This window comes from Streptomyces sp. DH24, from assembly GCF_029813775.1.
In the GTDB taxonomy this organism is placed as follows: domain Bacteria; phylum Actinomycetota; class Actinomycetes; order Streptomycetales; family Streptomycetaceae; genus Streptomyces.
This window is the reverse complement of sequence record NZ_JARVKW010000008.1, coordinates 78452-94545: the sequence shown is the minus strand read 5'-3', so window position 1 is coordinate 94545 and position 16094 is coordinate 78452. Positions and strand designations below refer to the sequence as shown.

Below are 16094 nucleotides of genomic sequence, written 5' to 3'. Positions count from 1 at the left end.
CCTATCTGGTGCGCGACCACCAGTCGAAGCGCAGGCACAGCTTCCCGCCGAGCCAGTACTCGACCCAGTCCCCGAGGTCCAGCGGCGAGCAGCCGGCGGGCGGCACGGTGCCGGGCGGAGTCGGCTGCGGGGTCGGGGCGGGGCTGGCCGGCGGCTCGGCCGGGCCTCCGGTGCGGCCGGACAGGACGGACCGGTAGACCTCGGCGGCCCCGGGGTTCGCGGCACAGCTCCACACGCCGTGCGGGCAGTAGTCCGTGAGCGTGTTGTACAGCGGCTTGTGCTCGTCCATCCAGGCGAGCATGCGCCTCATGTACTCGGCGTTGTCGCCGTTGCGGAACAGCCCCCACTCCGGGTAGGAAATCGCCTTCCCGTGCGCCTTGGCGAATTCCACGTGCTCCTGGAGCCCGTACGGCTCTCTCACCTGTTCGTCGAACGGCATTCCGCGCGGCTGGTCGTACGCGTCCATTCCGACGATGTCGACGGTGTCGTCGCCCGGGTAGCACTGCGTCCAGGGAATGGCGTCCCGGCCCCGGCTCGGTGTGAAGTCGAACCGGAACTTCTGCCCCGGCACCGCCCGCATGGTGGTGACGATCCGCTGCCAGTACGCCTTCCAGGCCTCCGGGTCGGGTCCGCAGCGGTGGGTGTAGGTGGTGCCGTTCATCTCCCAGCCGAGCACCACGATCGTGTCCGGCACCTTCAGCGCGACCAGCCGCTCGGCCAGCGCGCGGAAGTGGTGGTCGAACTGCCCCGCCGCGCCCTGCCGCAGCAGCCGGCGGACCTCGTGGTCGGAGACGCCCGCCTCGTTGCGCTCCAGCATGGGCACGTTGAGGACGAACATGCGGTCGTCCCTCTCGTTGCGCCAGTCGGCCCAGGCCCGAAGGAAGTCCGGGGCGCCCTCGATGTTGCTCCAGCGGTCTCCCGGCAGATAGGTGTGGCCGACGCGCAGGTCGGCGCCGCCCAGCCAGCGGCTGAACTCGGCGATCCGGGCCACGCCGCGCTCTCCGTAGTGGAGGTAGGCGCCGAAGGCGGGGGTGTCGGCGGCCGGTGGCGGCGGCGTCCCGGTGACCTGCGGCGAGGCCTGCGGCGGCTGCGCGGTCTGGGGGGCCTCGGGGATCTCAGGGGCCTCAGGGGTTCCAGGGGCCTGGGGCGACGCCTCGGGGGACGGATCGGCGTCCGGGGCGACCCCCGCGGCCGGGCCGGACGCCAGGACGGCCGTCGCGGCGGCCGTCACCGCGGCGCATGCCAGCCGCCGGGTCCGTGCCCTTCGCTTGCGTGGGGTCATGCCCGCTCCTCTTCCGACCGGAAAGTCCGTACTGACACTGAGTCATGTGAATGGTCATCACGCCACCGCCGTTACGGCTTTCGAGTGCCCTGCTCGCCCGCACCGGTGACAACAGAAGGAATTGAGTCCGTGTCGCTGTTCGACACCCGCGTCCCCGCCGTACTTCTGCGGATCGACCGGAATCCCTTTCATCACGGCACCCTGGGCGCCGTGCGTTCGCTCGGCAGGGCGGGCGTGGACGTGCACGTCGTCGCCGACTCCACGAAAAGCCCCGTGCGCGCGTCCCGTTTCGTGACCGCGCTGCACACTCCGCCGGAACCGGGCGCCTCCCCTGCCGAGATCGCGGCCGTACTGCGCCGCGTGGCCGCCCGGCTCGCGCGGCCCGCCGTGCTGATCCCGATGGACGACGCGGGCGCCGTCGCGGTGGGCCGGCTGCGCGCGGAACTGGCGCCCGCCTATCTGCTGCCCGACCCGTCGGACGCGCGGCCCGAAGCGGTGGCCGACAAGGCGGAGCTGGCCCGGGTGTGCGCCGCGCTGGACCTGCCGCACCCGGTGACGCTCGTCCCGGACAGTCCCGCCGAGGCCGCCTCGGTCGCCTGGCGGCTCGGTCTGCCGGTGGTGGCGAAGTGGAGCAGGCCGTGGCTGCTGCCGCCGGGCAGCGGACTGCGCAGCACCGTACTGCTGCGGTCGGCGCGGGAGGCACGGGAGTTGTTCGCGCGCAGCGGGGAGGCGGGCAGCCGGCTGCTGCTCCAGGAGTTCCTGCCGCCGGGAGCCGACCGCGACTGGTTCTTCCACGGGTACGCCGACCGCACCGGCGCCCTGCGGGTCGGCGGCACCGGGCTCAAGCAGCGCTCCTGGCCGCGCGGGGCGGGCCTGACGGCCGTCGGCCTGTGGCGGCCCAACGCCAGGGTGCGGGAGCTCGCCGAGCGGCTCACCGGCGAGCTGGGCTACCGCGGCATCCTCGACCTGGACTTCCGGCGCCGCGGCGACACCGGCCGCTACCACCTGCTCGACTTCAACCCGCGTCCGGGCGCCCAGTTCCGCCTGTTCACCGACACCGCAGGCCTGGACGTCGTACGCGCCCAGCACCTCGACCTCACCCACCGTCCGCTGCCGCTCGGCGCGCCGCGGCCGGGGCGGGTGTTCGTGGTGGAGAACTACGCGCCGACGCGCCTGCCGCGCCCGGCGCCGGGCGGGCGGGAGCTGGCCTGGTACGCCGCCGACGACCGGGCGCCCGGCCGGGCGATGTGGGGTCTGTGGAGCCGGCACGTGGCCGGGCGGGTGTGGGCGCGCGTGCGCCGGGCCGGCGGCTCCGGGGGCAGGACCCGGCCCCCGGCGCGCGTGGTGCGGCAGGCGCCCGCGCCGCGCACCGAGGAGTCCGTCGGCGACGAGCGGGCGGGCAGCCGCTGACGCGGGGCGCCGGGGTGGCGCCCGTCGTCCGCCACCCCGGTGCGGTTCCCCCCTTGGCACGGGCGGCGGAAACACGAAGACCCCCGCACCGGGGTGTTCTGGTGCGGGGGTCGACAGGACTGCCGTTCCCCGGGCCGCGCGTACGGGGCCGGGGTCCGTGACTGCGGGTCCGGAGCGGTCGGCGGTCCGGCGCCCGCGGGGTCAGTGGCGGGCCGCCACCCGGGCCCTGCGGTACAGCACGGCGCCGGCCCCGATCAGGGCGGCGCTGGTGGCGGCGGTGCCGAACACGGCGTCGCCGCCGGTCTCCGCGAGCCCGGACCGGCCGCCCTCGGGCGACACCGGCGTGTACACGTCCGGGGTGTGCGGGTGGTGGCCGTCGACCGGGGGCGTCCGGTCGTCCGGGGCCGGCGGTGTGTGGCCGACGGGAGGCTTCGGGTTCTCGTGGCCCGGGTGGGGCGGCTTCGGCTTGCTCGGCGGGGTCTCGCCGTAGCCGCCGGAGTCGTTGACGCAGGTGTTGCCGAACGCCGGGTTGAGTACGGCGATGACGTCGAGGGTGTTGCCGCAGGCGTTCACCGGCACGTCGACCGGCACCTGGGCGTTGTTGCCGGAACCGACTCCCGGCGAACCGGCCGTGTGGCCCTCGGCGGAGGCGCCGGAGGTGTGGTGGCCGCCGCCGTGCCCGCTCCCGCCGTGGCCGCCGCCGTGGCCGCCGTCGTGACCGGAGCCGTGGTCGCCGCCGTGCGGGTTCTCCTGCGAGCCGTGTCCGGCGGAGCCGTCGTGGCCGGGGGCACCGTGGGAGCCGTCCTCCTGCCCGTGTCCCGGCTTGTGGTCGATGCGGTCGTGGTGGTGGTCGTCCGACACGTTGGCGCACGTGTTGCCGAACGCCGGGTTGAGGGCGGCGATCACGTCGAGGGTGTTGCCGCAGACGTTCACCGGCACGTTGACCGGGGCCTGGACGGCGTTGCCGGACACGGCGCCCGGCGAGCCCTTCGCGGCGCCGTCCGCCTGGGCGTCGGCGAAGGCGGTGCCACCGCACAGGGACAGCACTCCCGTCGCGGCCGCCGCCGCGACCATTCCCCTGCTCAGGGTTCGTCGCAATGTCGTTGTCTTCCTGTGTGAAGAGGAGTGGTGAGGCATGACATCGGTCATCCACTCGGGAAGGAACTACCGGGCGCGGCCGGGCCGCCCCTGACAAACCAACAGCTCGTAGCGACGCTCGCGTCGTACAGCCTCTCCAACCCGGCGTACGCGCTTTGGTTGCGCAGGTTCACCCTGTTGGCCCTCATGGCGATCCGGCAGCCTGGGCAAGCGGCCGTACAGGGACCTCCGGTTCGGTACGCGCGAGAAGGGGCGGGTCGCCGCCGGCTGTTTCCGGTAACCGCCCTCTGAACCGCGCTCGGTCGGTGAGTCTTTCGCGGGTCAGTTCCCCCGGGTGTACAGCGCTTCGATCTGTTCCGCGTACGCCTCCTGCGCCGCCTGCCGCTTGACCTTCAGGGACGGGGTGAGCAGGCCGTTCTCCTCGGTGAATCCGTCCTCGACGAGGGCGAAGGCGCGGATCGACTCGGCGCGGGAGACGGCCTCGTTGGCGTGGTCGACGGCCCTTTGCACGTCGGCGCGCAGCCGTTCGTCCCGGACCAGCTCGGACAGCGGCGTGTCCGTGGGCAGTCTGCGGACGGACAGCCAGTGGGCGACGGCCTCGGGGTCGAGGGCGATCAGGGCGGCGACGAAGGGGCGCTGGTCGCCGACGACGACGCACTGCCCGACCAGGGGGCGGCTGCGCAGCCGGTCCTCCAGGACGGCCGGGGAGACGTTCTTGCCGCCCGAGGTGACGATGATGTCCTTCTTGCGGCCGGTGATGGTGAGGTAGCCGTCCTCGTCGAGCGCGCCGAGGTCCCCCGTCGCGAACCAGCCGTCGTCGAGAACGGCGGCCGTGGCCTCGAGGTTGTTCCAGTACGAGCCGAAGACGATGCCGCCCTTGACGAGCACCTCGCCGTCGTCGGCGATGCGGACGGCCGTGCCGGGAACCGGGCGGCCGACGGTGCCGGGGCGGGGCCGCAGCGGCGGGACGATGGTGGCGGCGGCGGTGGTCTCGGTCAGGCCGTAGCCCTCGTAGACGATGATTCCCGCGGCGAAGAAGAACAGGTTGAGGTCGCGGTCGAGGGGTGAGCCGCCGCTGATGGCGTAGCGGACGCGGCCGCCGATCTCCTTGCGGATGCGCCGGTAGACCAGCAGGTCGTACAGTGCCCACGCGGCGTACAGGCCGGGGCCAGGGCCCTTGCCGCGGCCGAGGAACCTGTCCAGGTACGCCTCGCCGAAGCGGACGCCGACGCGGTGCGCGCGGTCGAAGGAGGCGCCGCGGCCGATCTTCTCGGCGGTCGCGCGTCCGGTGTCGTGGATCTTCTCGAAGAGGTACGGGACGCCGACCAGGAAGGTGGGGCGGAACGCCCGCAGCGCCGGGCGCAGTTCGTCGGGCTTGATGCCGGGGCAGTGGCCGATCTCGATGCGGGCCGCGAGGCAGGCGATCTGAAGGGTCCGGCCGAGGATGTGCGCGAGCGGGAGGAACAGGAGGGTGGCGGCGGTCTGGCCCGTGACCTCCTTGAAGATGGGGTGCAGCAGCTCGACCGTGTTGGCGGCCTCGGCGTGCAGGTTGGCGTGGGTGAGGACGCAGCCCTTGGGGCGGCCGGTGGTGCCGGAGGTGTAGCAGACGGTCGCCACGGTGTCCGGGCCCAGGGCCGTGCGGCGCTTGGTGACCTCCTCGTCGGGGATGTCCGCGCCGAGGGCGGTGAGGTCGTCGAGGGCGCCCGCGTCGAGCTGCCAGACGCGCGGCGCCTCGGGGTGGGCCGCGGTGCCGGTCAGGACGGTGGCCGCGTTGTCGGCGGTCTCGGTGACGACGTAGCGGGCGCCCGAGTCGCGCACGATCCAGTCCACCTGCTCGGCGGACGAGGTGGCGTAGACGGGGACGGTCTGGCCGCCCGCCGCCCAGATCGCGAAGTCCAGGACCGTCCACTCGTAGCGGGTGCGGGACATCACCGCGACCCGGCCGCCCGGTTGCAGACCGGCGGCGATCAGTCCCTTGGCGGCGGCGGCCACCTCGCGGGCGAAGGCCGCCGCCGTCACGGGCTGCCAGGTGCCGTTGCGTTCCCGGCGCAGCACCACGGCGTCCGGTGCCTCGGCCGCGTTGGTGAACGGGATGTCGGCGGTACTGCCGGTGGTGGGGCGCGGCGCGAGCGGCGCGCTGCGGGCCTCGCGGACGGTGCCGGCGGAGTCCCTGACCAGCTCGACCCGGTGGCGTTCCACCAGGCCGGTGCGCCGCTTCGCCCGTTTCAGATCCTTGCGTACGCCCATGACGGCTCCCGGTCGCGGTTCGAGCTGACGTGCCGTGGTCGTCGACCACCCGTACTTACTCGCAAGTCAACTTACTCATGCGTAGGGAAAGGTCAATGGGTGGCGCACGCCGGGCGGCCGGGCTCGTCAGGCTCCGTACCGGTCCGCCCGCTCGACGGCGTCGGCGAGGTCCCGCACCGCGTCGTCCTCCGTGGTGTGCGCCAACCGGGCCGCGCGCTTGGCGAGTTCACCGAGTGCCGGGGCACCCGGGAGGCGGCTGTGGCGGCTCTCGCGGCTGTCGCGGCTGTGGCTGTCGCGGCTGTGGCTGTCGCCCGAGCGGAGCGCGTCGGCGAAGTACGCGGCCACGGCCGTCACCTGGAAACGGGCGGGCGCGTCGGACACCGAACCGTGCAGGGAACCGGCCTCCAGTGCGCCCGACTCCTCGTGCGGGGCGCGGGTCTCCGGGTCGAGCCAGCGGACGGTGGCCGTCGCGAGGTGGCCGTCGGCGCCCGCCGCGGTGCGCACGGCGTACAGGGCGGTGACGGTGTGGCCGGGGCCGACCTCGCCGCCGTCCACGCGGTCGTCGCGGAAGTCCTCGTCGGCGACGGCCCGGTTGTCGTAGCCGATGAGACGGAACTCGCGCACGGTCTGCGGGTCGAAGGTGACCTGGGCCTTGGCGTCGCGGGCGGTCAGCTCGACGTTCTGCGGGAGCCGGTCGCAGAACACCTCGGCCGCGTCGTCCTCGTCGGAGACGTACTCGGTGTGGCCGTCGCCCTTGTCGGCGAGGCGCTCCATGAGGGCGTCGCCGTAGTCGCTGCCGACGCCGACGCCGAAGAGGGTGATGCCGTGCTCGCGGCGCTCGGTCGCGACGCGCTCCAGGATCGTGTCCGCGTCGGTGTCGCCGGTGTTGGCGAGGGCGTCGGAGACCAGGACGACCCGGTTGGTGGCGCCTTCGCGCAGGCCCTCGACGGCGGTCTCGTAGCCGGTCTCCACGCCCGCGCCGAGGTTGGTGGAGTCGGTGGGCTCCAGGGTGTCGATGGCGTCGTGGATCTCGCCCCGGTGGCCGGCCAGGCGGGTCATCGGCAGGACCGTCTCGGCCTCGTCGCTGAAGGTGACGATCGCGACCGAGTCGTCGTCGCGCAGCCGGTCCGTCATCACGCCGAGGGAGTGCCGGGCGAGGTCGAGGCGGCCCGGTTCGGCCATCGAGCCGGAGATGTCGATCACGAAGGTCAGCGCGGCCGGCGGCCGGTCCCCGCCGCGGTCGGCCGCCTTCGTGGCGAGGCCGACGCGGACCAGGGACCAGTTCTCGTCGCCGGTGCGGGCGCCGTCGACGGTGACGGAGAAGCCGTTGCCGTCGGGGCGTTCGTAGTCCTGGCGGAAGCTGTTGACGAACTCCTCCGGGCGGACCGTCGACGGGTCGGGCAGCCGGCCCTCGGCGAGCGTGCGCCGCGCGTAGCCGTACGACGCGGTGTCGACGTCCAGGGCGAACGTGGACCGCAGGTCGGGCGACGGGGCCACGTCGCTGTCCTGCGCGTGGCTCGTGTCGTCACTGCCGCCCGCTCCGCAGCCGCTGAGCAGCAGGCCGCCAGCTGCCGTGAGCGCCAGCAGCGCACCCCGCAGCCGCCGTGTCCGGTTTCGCACCATCGTCCGTGCCCCCTTGGTCCTTTGACGCCGGTTGTTGTGACTGTGACGTCACCGGCGGCCGGAACGTGCGGCACGAAGCGTTGCAGGTGTGTCTCGATGTGTCGCAGGTGTGTCTCGCTGCGGGCACGGACACGGCCCAGCGGCCCGGGCCGTGCCCGCGAGGGGCCCTAGGAGACGATGTCCTTGCGGGCGAAGCCCCGGAACGCCAGGGCGAACAGCACGAGCGCGTACGTTGCGGAGATCGCGGCGCCCTGGAGCATGCCGGACCACTCCAGGCGGGGCTGCACGGCGTCGGCCCAGGCGAACTGCCAGTGCGCGGGCAGGAAGTCGCGCCAGTGGCCGAGGGCCGTCACGGCGTCCAGGACGTTGCCCACGATGGTCAGGCCGACCGCGCCGCCCACCGCGCCGAGCGGGGCGTCCGTCTTGGTGGACAGCCAGAACGCGAGTGCGGCGGTGACCAGTTGGGACACGAAGATGTACGCCACGACCACCACGAGCCGCTGGGCCGCGATGCCCGGAGCTAGTTCGCCGCCGGTCGGAATGTGCAGCGGCCCCCAGCCGTAGGCGACCGTGCCGACGGCGAGAGCCACCAGCGGCAGCAGGACCATCGCGGCCAGGCTGAGACCGAGCCCGACGGCGAGCTTCGACGCCAGCAGCCGGGCGCGCGGCACGGGGGCGGCGAGGAGGTAGCGCAGGGAGGACCAGCTCGCCTCCGAGGCGACCGTGTCCCCGCAGAACAGCGCGACCGGGATCACCAGCAGGAAGCTCGCGGACACGAACAGGTTCACCGCGGCGAAGTTGGCGCCCGACGCCGTCGCCGTGTCCATGAGGGTGATGCGGTCGCCGCGTCCCTCCGGCTCGCCGCCGATCGCGAAGGCGACGACCAGCACGAACGGCAGGGCGGCGAGGATCGCGCCCATCACCAGCGTGCGCCGGCGCTTGAGCTGGCGGATCAGCTCGACCCGCGGCGGCAGGGTGCGGCCCGGACGGTAGCCGGAGGCGACCTCGTCCTGGCGACGGGGCGCGGCCCGCTCGGTGAGCGTGCTCATGCGGAGCCTCCGATCAGGGTGAGGAAGGCGTCTTCGAGGCGGCGGTGCGGGCCCACCGACTCCACGGGCACTTCGAGCCGGACCAGCTCGGCGACCAGCTGCCGGGCGCTGCCGCCGGTGTCGAGCCGGACCAGCAGCCCGTCGTCGGTGCGTACGGCGGAGGCCACGCCCGGCAGGGCGGCGACCTTCTCGGCGACCGGCTCGTCCACCGGGGTGCCGGTGCCGACGAGAAGGGTGTCGCCCGAGCCGATGATGTCGGCGACCGGGCCCGCCTGGACGAGCCGGCCGCGGTCCATGACCACGAGGTGGGTGCAGGACTGCTCGACCTCCGCCAGCAGGTGGCTGGAGACGATCACCGTGCGGCCGGCGGCCGCGTACCGGATCATCACCTCGCGCATCTCGCGTATCTGGGGCGGGTCGAGGCCGTTGGTCGGCTCGTCGAGGATGAGCAGGTCCGGCAGGCCGAGCATGGCCTGCGCGATGGCGAGGCGCTGGCGCATGCCCTGCGAGTAGGTGCGCACCGCGCGGGCGAGGGCGTCGCCGAGGCCGGCGATCTCCAGCGCCTCGTCCAGGTGGGCGTCCTCGGGCGGGCGGCCGGTCGCCCGCCAGTACAGCTCCAGGTTCTCACGGCCGGACAGGTGCGGCAGGAAGCCCGCGCCCTCGACGAAGGCGCCGACGCGGGACAGCACGGGGGCGCCGGGGCGGACGGCACGGCCGAAGACGCGGATCTCGCCCGCGTCCGGGGTGATGAGGCCCATCAGCATGCGCAGCGTCGTCGTCTTGCCGGCGCCGTTGGGACCGAGCAGGCCCAGCACCTGGCCGCGCTCCACGCGGAACGACAGGTCCCGTACCGCGTACCGGTCGGAGGACTTCGCGTACCGCTTGCTCAGGTCGGTGATCTGGAGCGGCACGTCGGCCAGTTCGGGGTCGGGGGCCGGTGCGGCCGTGCGGCGGCGGGCGGTCAGCAGCAGGGCCAGGGCGACGGCCGCGCCGGTGAGCGGCAGCCACCACACCCACGCGGGCAGCGGCGCGGCGGCCGTCCGCACTCCCGGTGCCGTGGGCACGGTCAGCTCGCTTTTCAGGGCGACCGTGTACGTGGCGGGGGCCGCGGGCGACGCGTAGCCCAGGTCGGTGGAGGCGAGGACCAGGCGGAGGCGGTGGCCCTTCTGCACCTCGTGGTCGACGGCGGGCAGGGTGACGGTGACGTCCTTGCCGGACTTGGCGCCCTCGACGCGCAGGGGGGTGACGAGTTGGGCGGGCAGCACCTGCTGGGTGCCGTCCGGGCCGACGTCGTAGACCTTGCCGAAGAGCACCGCGTCGTCGCGGGTCGAGGTGACGCGCACGGTGACCGTCGGCGATCCGGTGATGCGCAGGTCGCTCGAAAGGGGCGCGGACTCGAAGCGCGCGTACTGGCCGGGGAAGTCCAGGGAGATGCCGACGCCGAGGGACGAGAGCTGGGCGAGACCGCCGGCGCCGCCGAGGCCGGGCAGGGCGGAGACGGCGGGCGGGTTGGCGCCCGGCGGGTTGGTGAAGGTCTGCTCGCGGCCGCTCAGGGCGACCGGCCTGCGCCCGCTGTCCAGGCCGGGGTAGGTGTCGCCGCTCGCGCCCCTGAGCAGGGCGGCGCCGTCGGTGGAGTCGACGCCTCCGGTGCGGGAGACGCGGAAGGCGGGGCCGGTGCCGACGCTCTCGTCGTCCTTCAGGTGACGGTCGAACCAGGCACGCACGCGTGACCGCACGCGGTCCGTCTCCGGGTCGCCGCCGTCGTGCCCGCCGGCGATCCAGTCGACGTCGACCGGGGCGCCGTTGGCCCGGATCGCCGCGGCGGCGGCGTCGGCCTGGCCGAGCGGGAAGAGGGAGTCGGTCTGGCCCTGCACCAGCAGCGTGGGCACGTCGATGCGATCGCCGACGGCGGACGGCGACCGCTGTTCCAGCAGGGCGCGTGCCTCGGCGTCGGGGGTGCCTGACTCCGCGACGCGCTCGTACATCCGGCACAGCCGGGGCTCGAACTGGTCGCATCCGCCGCCGGTGCTGACGAAGATGCCCGCCCACAGCTTCTTGAAGACGCCGTTCGGGAACAGGGCGTCCGCCAGGTTCCAGTAGGTGACCGCCGGGGCAACGGCGTCCACCCGGTCGTCGTGCCCGGCGGTGAGCAGGGCGATCGCGCCGCCGTAGGAGCTGCCGGCCATGCCCACGCGGGGGTCGCCCGCCGCGTCGAGCCGGACCTGGGGCTGCCGGGCCAGCCAGTCGATGAGCCGGGAGACGTCCGCGACCTCGCCCTCCGGGTCGTTCAGCCCGATCCTTCCCGTGGACCTGCCGAAGCCGCGGGCCGACCACGTCAGCACCGCGTATCCGTCCCGGGCGAGTTGCTCGGCCTGCTGCCGGACGTCGGCCTTGCTGCCGCCGAAGCCGTGCCCCAGCAGGACGGCCGGGCGCCGGCCCGCGGGCCCGGAGGTGAAGTACGAGGTGTCGATGCGCACTCCGTCGCCCACGCCCATGACCCGGTCCGAGCGGTGCACCGGGGGCGCGTCGTCGGAGGCGACGGCCGTCCAGGTGCCGGCGCCGGCGAGCACGACGACGGCGGCCCCGGCGGCAAGCCACCGCCGGGGCCCCCGAAGCAGCCCTCGGAGCGCGGGCAGTCGAAGATCCATGCGTCAACAGTACGGGCCCCCTCCGACAGCCGGGGCAGCCTGTGGACCGAGCCCGCGGCCATCCGCCGGGAGTACGGCGGACCCGCCGCGTACCACGGACGCGGTACGCGGCGGCCCGGCGTTCAGGCCCGCGCGTCCTCCGGGATCGACACCAGCCAGCGGGTGTCGCGGCGCGGGCGGAGGTAGAGCGCCCAGTAGAGGGTGGCCACGGCCGTGATGCCGCCGGTCCACAGCAGGTGCGTGGTCTCCTGCCGGCTCAGCACGTAGGCGAGGACGGCGATCAGCAGGACCGGCATCGCGGGCCACAGCGGCATGCGCCACGCGGGCGTGTGCCGGTGGGCGCCGCGCCGGGAGAGCAGGGCGGCGACCGCGACGAGCAGGTACATGCCGGTGACGGAGACGCCCGTGACGCCGTACAGGGTGTCCAGGTCGACGAAGCACAGCACCGCGCCGGGCACGCCGACGGCGAGCGTGGAGACCCACGGGGAGCCGAACCGGCCGAGCTTGGCGAAGACCTTGTTGACGGGCTCGGGCCAGGCCTTGTCGCGGGCGGAGGCGAACAGGACGCGCGAGTTCTGGATGACCATCACGATGCCGGCGTTGACGATGGCGAGGGCCACGCAGAGGCTGACGAAGGTGCCGACCGCGGAGTTGGACCAGGCGGTGACCATGGCGCCGATGTCGCCGCCGGTCAGTTCCCGGAGGTCGGAGGCGCCCATGGTGATGGCGACGACCGGGACCAGGATGATCACGGCGGAGATGCCGAGGGTGGCGAGCACCGTGCGGGCGACGTTGCGGCGCGGGTTCTCCAGTTCCTCGGAGAGGTAGACGGCGGTGGAGAAGCCCTGCGTGACGAAGAGGGCGATGGCGAGGCCGGAGACGACCAGCACGGCGGTCACGGTGTCCGGGCCGCCGTCGGCTCCGGCGACCTCCATCGAGGCCAGGCTGCCGGGGCCGCGCTCGCTGTGCGCGAAGCCCAGGACGGCCACGACGGCCGCCGCGATGACCTCCAGGACCAGGAAGACGCCGGTGATCCAGGCGTTGGCGCGCAGGTCGAGCAGTCCGGCGAGGGTGGCGAGCAGCATGACGCCGGCGCCGGCCAGGGACGGGTCGAGGTCGACGATCGGGACGAGGTAGTCGGCGGTGCCCATCGCGATCACCGGCGGGACGATCATGACGACCAGCAGGGACAGCACGAACACCAGCCAGCCCGCGAGCCGTCCGGCCAGCGTCGACACCATGGCGTACTCGCCGCCCGCGCTGGGGATGAGGGTGCCCAGCTCGGAGTAGCAGAACGCCACGGCGACGCAGAGGAGGGAGCCGACGGCAATGGTGAGGGCGGTGGCGGTGCCGAGCGAGCCGAACAGGTCGGGGACGACCACGAACAGCGTGGAGGCGGGCGTCACGCACGACAGCGTCAGCAGGGTTCCGCCGACGACTCCGATGGAACGCTTGAGCTTGCGTTGACTGCTGTCCGGCGTGCTGGCGAGGGGGGTCTCGACAGGGCGGAGCGTGTCGGTCATGCGGCAGTTCCGATCGACTCGTGCGGCGTGGTTCGGGCGGGAGCGCTATCGCCTCCGGCGGCTTCGGTCGTACGTGCTTCTCGTCCGCTCCCGGCGCTGCATGGAATACCAACGAAAACCAGCACGTCAATGGGTGTTCACCTACGGAATCCGTTGATTGAGAGCCATCACGCACGTGAATACGGCACTTTCCGTTGAGGATTCCGCGCCCTTGAGGGCTGCGGGAACCGCAGGGCGGGCGGGGAAAAAACCTGCGGCCGTCCGGTATCCGGACGCTGTCAGTGGCCCCCGACAGTGTCGCGGCCACAGCTGAATCGCGGAAAGAGGGTGGGGGCTCATCCCCGTCGCCATGGACGGCACGCACTCCTGGGGCGACGGCTACGAGTTCGACGTCGAGATGGACACCAGGGCCGCCCAGATGCACCGGCGGCGACAAGGTCACCATGGACGTCCGGGTGGGTCCCAGGGACCTGCCGGTGCGCATAGTCCAGGAGTTCGGCGCCCTGAAGGTGAGCATGGACTTCGAGAAGTTCGGCGCCACCCGGGAGATACGGGTTCCGCCCGCCGCCCGGACCGGCGACCTCACCGAAGAGGTCCGCAAGGCCACCGAGCGGGAGGGCGGCCAGGGCTGAGCACGGCGGTGCCCCGCCCCTGACGGCAGGGGCGGGGCACCGTGCGGGGCTCAGTGGTTGCGCGGGAAGCCCAGGTCCACGCCGGACGGGGCGTCGGCCGGGTCCGGCCAGCGGGTCGTGACGACCTTGCCGCGGGTGTAGAAGTGCGTGCCGTCGTTGCCGTAGATGTGGTGGTCGCCGAAGAGCGAGTCCTTCCAGCCACCGAAGGAGTGGTAGCCGACGGGCACCGGGATCGGCACGTTCACGCCGACCATGCCCGCCTCGACCTCCAGCTGGAAGCGGCGGGCGGCGCCGCCGTCCCGGGTGAAGATCGCGGTGCCGTTGCCGAACGGCGAGGCGTTGATGAGCGCCACGCCCTGCTCGTAGGTGTCGGCGCGCAGCACGCACAGCACCGGGCCGAAGATCTCGTCCTGGTACGCCTTCGCCGTGGTCGGCACCTTGTCGAGCAGCGAGATGCCGATCCAGTGGCCGTTCTCGTGGCCGTCGACGGTGTAGCCGGTGCCGTCCAGGACCACCTCGGCGCCCTCGGCCGCCGCGCCCGTGACGTAGGAGGCCACCTTGTCGCGGTGCGCGGCGGTGATCAGGGGGCCCATCTCCGACGCCGGGTCGTTGCCGGGGCCGATCTTGATCTTCTCGGCGCGCTCGCGGATCTTCTCCACGAGGGTGTCGCCGATCGCGCCGACGGCCACCACGGCCGAGATCGCCATGCAGCGCTCGCCCGCCGAGCCGTACGCCGCCGACACCGCGGCGTCCGCCGCCGCGTCCAGGTCGGCGTCCGGCAGGACCAGCATGTGGTTCTTGGCGCCGCCGAGGGCCTGCACGCGCTTGCCGTTGGCCGAGGCGGTGGTGTGGATGTAGCGGGCGATCGGGGTGGAGCCGACGAAGGACACGGCCTTGACGTCCGGGTGCTCCAGGAGACGGTCGACGGCCACCTTGTCGCCGTGCACGACGTTGAAGACGCCGTCCGGCAGCCCCGCCTCGGCGAGCAGCTCGGCCAGCTTCAGGGACGCCGAGGGGTCCTTCTCGCTCGGCTTCAGCACGAAGGTGTTGCCGCAGGCGATGGCGATGGGGAACATCCACATCGGCACCATCGCCGGGAAGTTGAACGGGGTGATGCCCGCGACGACGCCGAGCGGCTGCCGGATCGAGGACACGTCCACGCGGCTGGCGACCTGCGTGGACAGCTCGCCCTTCAGCTGGACGCTGATGCCGCAGGCCAGGTCAACGATCTCCAGGCCGCGCGCGACCTCGCCGAGCGCGTCGGAGTGCACCTTGCCGTGCTCGGCGGTGATCAGCTCGGCGATCTCGTCGCGGTGGGCGTCCAGCAGCGCGCGGAACTTGAACAGGATCGAGGTCCGCTGCGCCAGCGACGACTGGCCCCACGTCGCGAACGCCTCCTTGGCCGCCGCGACCGCGGCGTCCACCTCGTCGACCGACGCGAACGCGACCTTCGTGGTGACCTCACCGGTCGCCGGATTCGTCACCGGCCCGTAGCTGCCCGATGCGCCTTCGACGGTCTTGCCGCCGATCCAGTGGTTGACGATCTTCGTCATGCCGGGGAACTCCTTCGCAGATGGCGGCGTCGGGTGGAGACGTGCCGTTCGTACAGCTCATGCGCCGTGACCGCCGACGGTCGGGTCGCGGTCTCGGCCACAGATACATCCCACCAGTCCCGAGCGGGAGACGCGCCCGACACAGTGTCTGCCGTTTCGGCCCTCACGTAGACACATGTGGGGGTCGGCGGCGGCGTCGGGACGGCCGGATCCGTTCGGTCGGCGGGACCTCCGGCGCGGGGCCGCGGCGGGCGGGGAGTCGTCGCTCGCGGTTCGCTCCTGCCAGGGCGAAAGCGGGCTCCCGCGCCGGAGGCGTTCTGTGCCGTCGCACGGCTGTCGACCGGCGTCGTACGGCTGTCACCGGTTTCTAGCCCCGCAGCGGGAGCACTGTCAATGTTTTGTCCGGACATTCGGACCAGACATGTCCGGGCTGCGTGTTGTTGCATCGCCGTTTACCCGCTTTCCCTGTTCCGTTCCGCCCCCCCGACCCGCCGCAGGTTCACTCCCCGCCCCCGCTCTCCTCTCCCTCGGTGCCCCCGGCCCTCCACCTCCGGGATGTCAACGCGCCATGCCGTCAGACCGACACATACCTTTGCTCCACTTGTGTCACAAACACCTCCCTCGTGTCACACATGTCGCGCCCGCGCGACTCCTCCGTCACACCCGCGCACGAGGGCTGACCGGTCGTCACGCTGCGTCGTTCGCCCGGTACAGGCTCTGTCGCCAGCGCAGCACCCGGCTCTCCCGGCGGCCGTCCCCGGCCGCCGCCGCGGTGTGCGCGGGGAGGTGCAACTCATGACCGACCAACGGCTCTGGTCCTACAAGGAGATCGCCGCACACATCCGCGTCCAGCCGGACACCGTCCGCTCGTACCGCAAGCACGGGCTGCTCCCACCGCCCGATCTGGTCGAGGCCGGCAAGCCCTTCTGGTACGCGGACACAGTCCGGGCCTGGGTGGCGTCCCGGCCACGCAACCGCGGTCGGGAGGAGACCTGACCCCGTCGGCCGTGACGCGGGCCCGTGCTCCGA

Annotated in this window: 11 protein-coding genes and 2 pseudogenes; 3 read left to right on the top strand and 10 right to left on the bottom strand. The window is 73.1% G+C overall.

Annotated features, from left to right (window positions below; all coding sequences use genetic code 11):
* Position 1: 1 nt before the first annotated feature.
* A complete protein-coding gene (locus tag QC282_RS09045; protein ID WP_279548730.1) occupies positions 2–1282 on the bottom strand; it encodes a glycoside hydrolase family 26 protein in 1281 nt (426 codons plus the stop codon).
* Positions 1283–1411: 129 nt separating this feature from the next.
* Here QC282_RS09045 and QC282_RS09040 point away from each other — a divergent pair, with 129 nt between their 5' ends.
* The gene (locus QC282_RS09040; protein ID WP_279548729.1) at positions 1412–2692 is read left to right on the top strand and encodes an ATP-grasp domain-containing protein; all 1281 of its coding nucleotides are present in this window, start codon (positions 1412–1414) and stop codon (positions 2690–2692) included.
* 201 nt (positions 2693–2893) lie between these two features.
* On the opposite strand, the gene QC282_RS09035 is transcribed toward QC282_RS09040, so the two are convergent.
* The 6 genes from QC282_RS09035 to QC282_RS09010 all read right to left on the bottom strand — a co-directional run bounded on the left by QC282_RS09035 (position 2894) and on the right by QC282_RS09010 (position 12880).
* On the bottom strand, positions 2894–3790 hold the full coding sequence (locus QC282_RS09035) for a chaplin (protein ID WP_279548728.1): 897 nt from the start codon (positions 3788–3790) through the stop codon (positions 2894–2896).
* A gap of 321 nt (positions 3791–4111) precedes the next feature.
* Complete coding sequence (locus QC282_RS09030; RefSeq protein WP_279548727.1) at positions 4112–6037, bottom strand: AMP-dependent synthetase/ligase; 1926 nt, start codon at positions 6035–6037, stop codon at positions 4112–4114.
* Positions 6038–6163: 126 nt separating this feature from the next.
* Entirely contained in the window at positions 6164–7660 is a 1497-nt protein-coding gene (locus QC282_RS09025; protein ID WP_279548726.1) for a VWA domain-containing protein, read from the bottom strand.
* Between the two features lie 167 nt (positions 7661–7827).
* Positions 7828–8709: an ABC transporter permease gene (locus tag QC282_RS09020; protein ID WP_279548725.1), complete on the bottom strand. Its 882-nt coding sequence runs from the start codon at positions 8707–8709 to the stop codon at positions 7828–7830.
* Positions 8706–11357, bottom strand: coding sequence for a CocE/NonD family hydrolase (locus QC282_RS09015; protein ID WP_279548724.1), 2652 nt, complete (start codon positions 11355–11357; stop codon positions 8706–8708). Before QC282_RS09015 ends, QC282_RS09020 begins: the two co-directional genes overlap by 4 nt.
* Before the next feature lie 122 nt (positions 11358–11479).
* On the bottom strand, positions 11480–12880 hold the full coding sequence (locus tag QC282_RS09010) for an APC family permease (protein ID WP_279548723.1): 1401 nt from the start codon (positions 12878–12880) through the stop codon (positions 11480–11482).
* Positions 12881–13335: 455 nt separating this feature from the next.
* Here QC282_RS09010 and QC282_RS09005 point away from each other — a divergent pair, with 455 nt between their 5' ends.
* Positions 13336–13512, top strand: a complete 177-nt coding sequence (locus QC282_RS09005; protein ID WP_279548722.1) for a hypothetical protein — start codon at positions 13336–13338, stop codon at positions 13510–13512.
* Between the two features lie 50 nt (positions 13513–13562).
* On the opposite strand, the gene mmsA is transcribed toward QC282_RS09005, so the two are convergent.
* The 3 genes and pseudogenes from mmsA to QC282_RS08990 all read right to left on the bottom strand — a co-directional run.
* Positions 13563–15065, bottom strand: a complete 1503-nt coding sequence (gene mmsA, locus QC282_RS09000; RefSeq protein WP_279548721.1) for a CoA-acylating methylmalonate-semialdehyde dehydrogenase — start codon at positions 15063–15065, stop codon at positions 13563–13565.
* A pseudogene (locus QC282_RS08995) lies at positions 15062–15250 on the bottom strand (hypothetical protein); the annotation flags it as partial. The gene mmsA and the pseudogene QC282_RS08995, both read right to left, overlap by 4 nt.
* A 26-nt stretch (positions 15251–15276) precedes the next feature.
* Positions 15277–15385, bottom strand: a pseudogene (locus tag QC282_RS08990) (5-deoxy-glucuronate isomerase); the annotation flags it as partial.
* A gap of 475 nt (positions 15386–15860) precedes the next feature.
* Between QC282_RS08990 and QC282_RS08985 the strand changes: the two are divergent.
* Positions 15861–16061, top strand: coding sequence for a MerR family transcriptional regulator (locus QC282_RS08985; RefSeq protein WP_279548720.1), 201 nt, complete (start codon positions 15861–15863; stop codon positions 16059–16061).
* Positions 16062–16094: the final 33 nt, after the last annotated feature.

Coding starts and splice junctions, on each gene's coding strand:
- QC282_RS09045 (WP_279548730.1), bottom strand. CDS start 1,282: ATGACCCCACGCAAGCGAAGGGCACGGACCCGGCGGCTGGCATGCGCC.
- QC282_RS09030 (WP_279548727.1), bottom strand. CDS start 6,037: ATGGGCGTACGCAAGGATCTGAAACGGGCGAAGCGGCGCACCGGCCTG.
- QC282_RS09025 (WP_279548726.1), bottom strand. CDS start 7,660: ATGGTGCGAAACCGGACACGGCGGCTGCGGGGTGCGCTGCTGGCGCTC.
- QC282_RS09020 (WP_279548725.1), bottom strand. CDS start 8,709: ATGAGCACGCTCACCGAGCGGGCCGCGCCCCGTCGCCAGGACGAGGTC.
- QC282_RS09015 (WP_279548724.1), bottom strand. CDS start 11,357: ATGGATCTTCGACTGCCCGCGCTCCGAGGGCTGCTTCGGGGGCCCCGG.
- QC282_RS09010 (WP_279548723.1), bottom strand. CDS start 12,880: ATGACCGACACGCTCCGCCCTGTCGAGACCCCCCTCGCCAGCACGCCG.
- mmsA (WP_279548721.1), bottom strand. CDS start 15,065: ATGACGAAGATCGTCAACCACTGGATCGGCGGCAAGACCGTCGAAGGC.
- QC282_RS08985 (WP_279548720.1), top strand. CDS start 15,861: ATGACCGACCAACGGCTCTGGTCCTACAAGGAGATCGCCGCACACATC.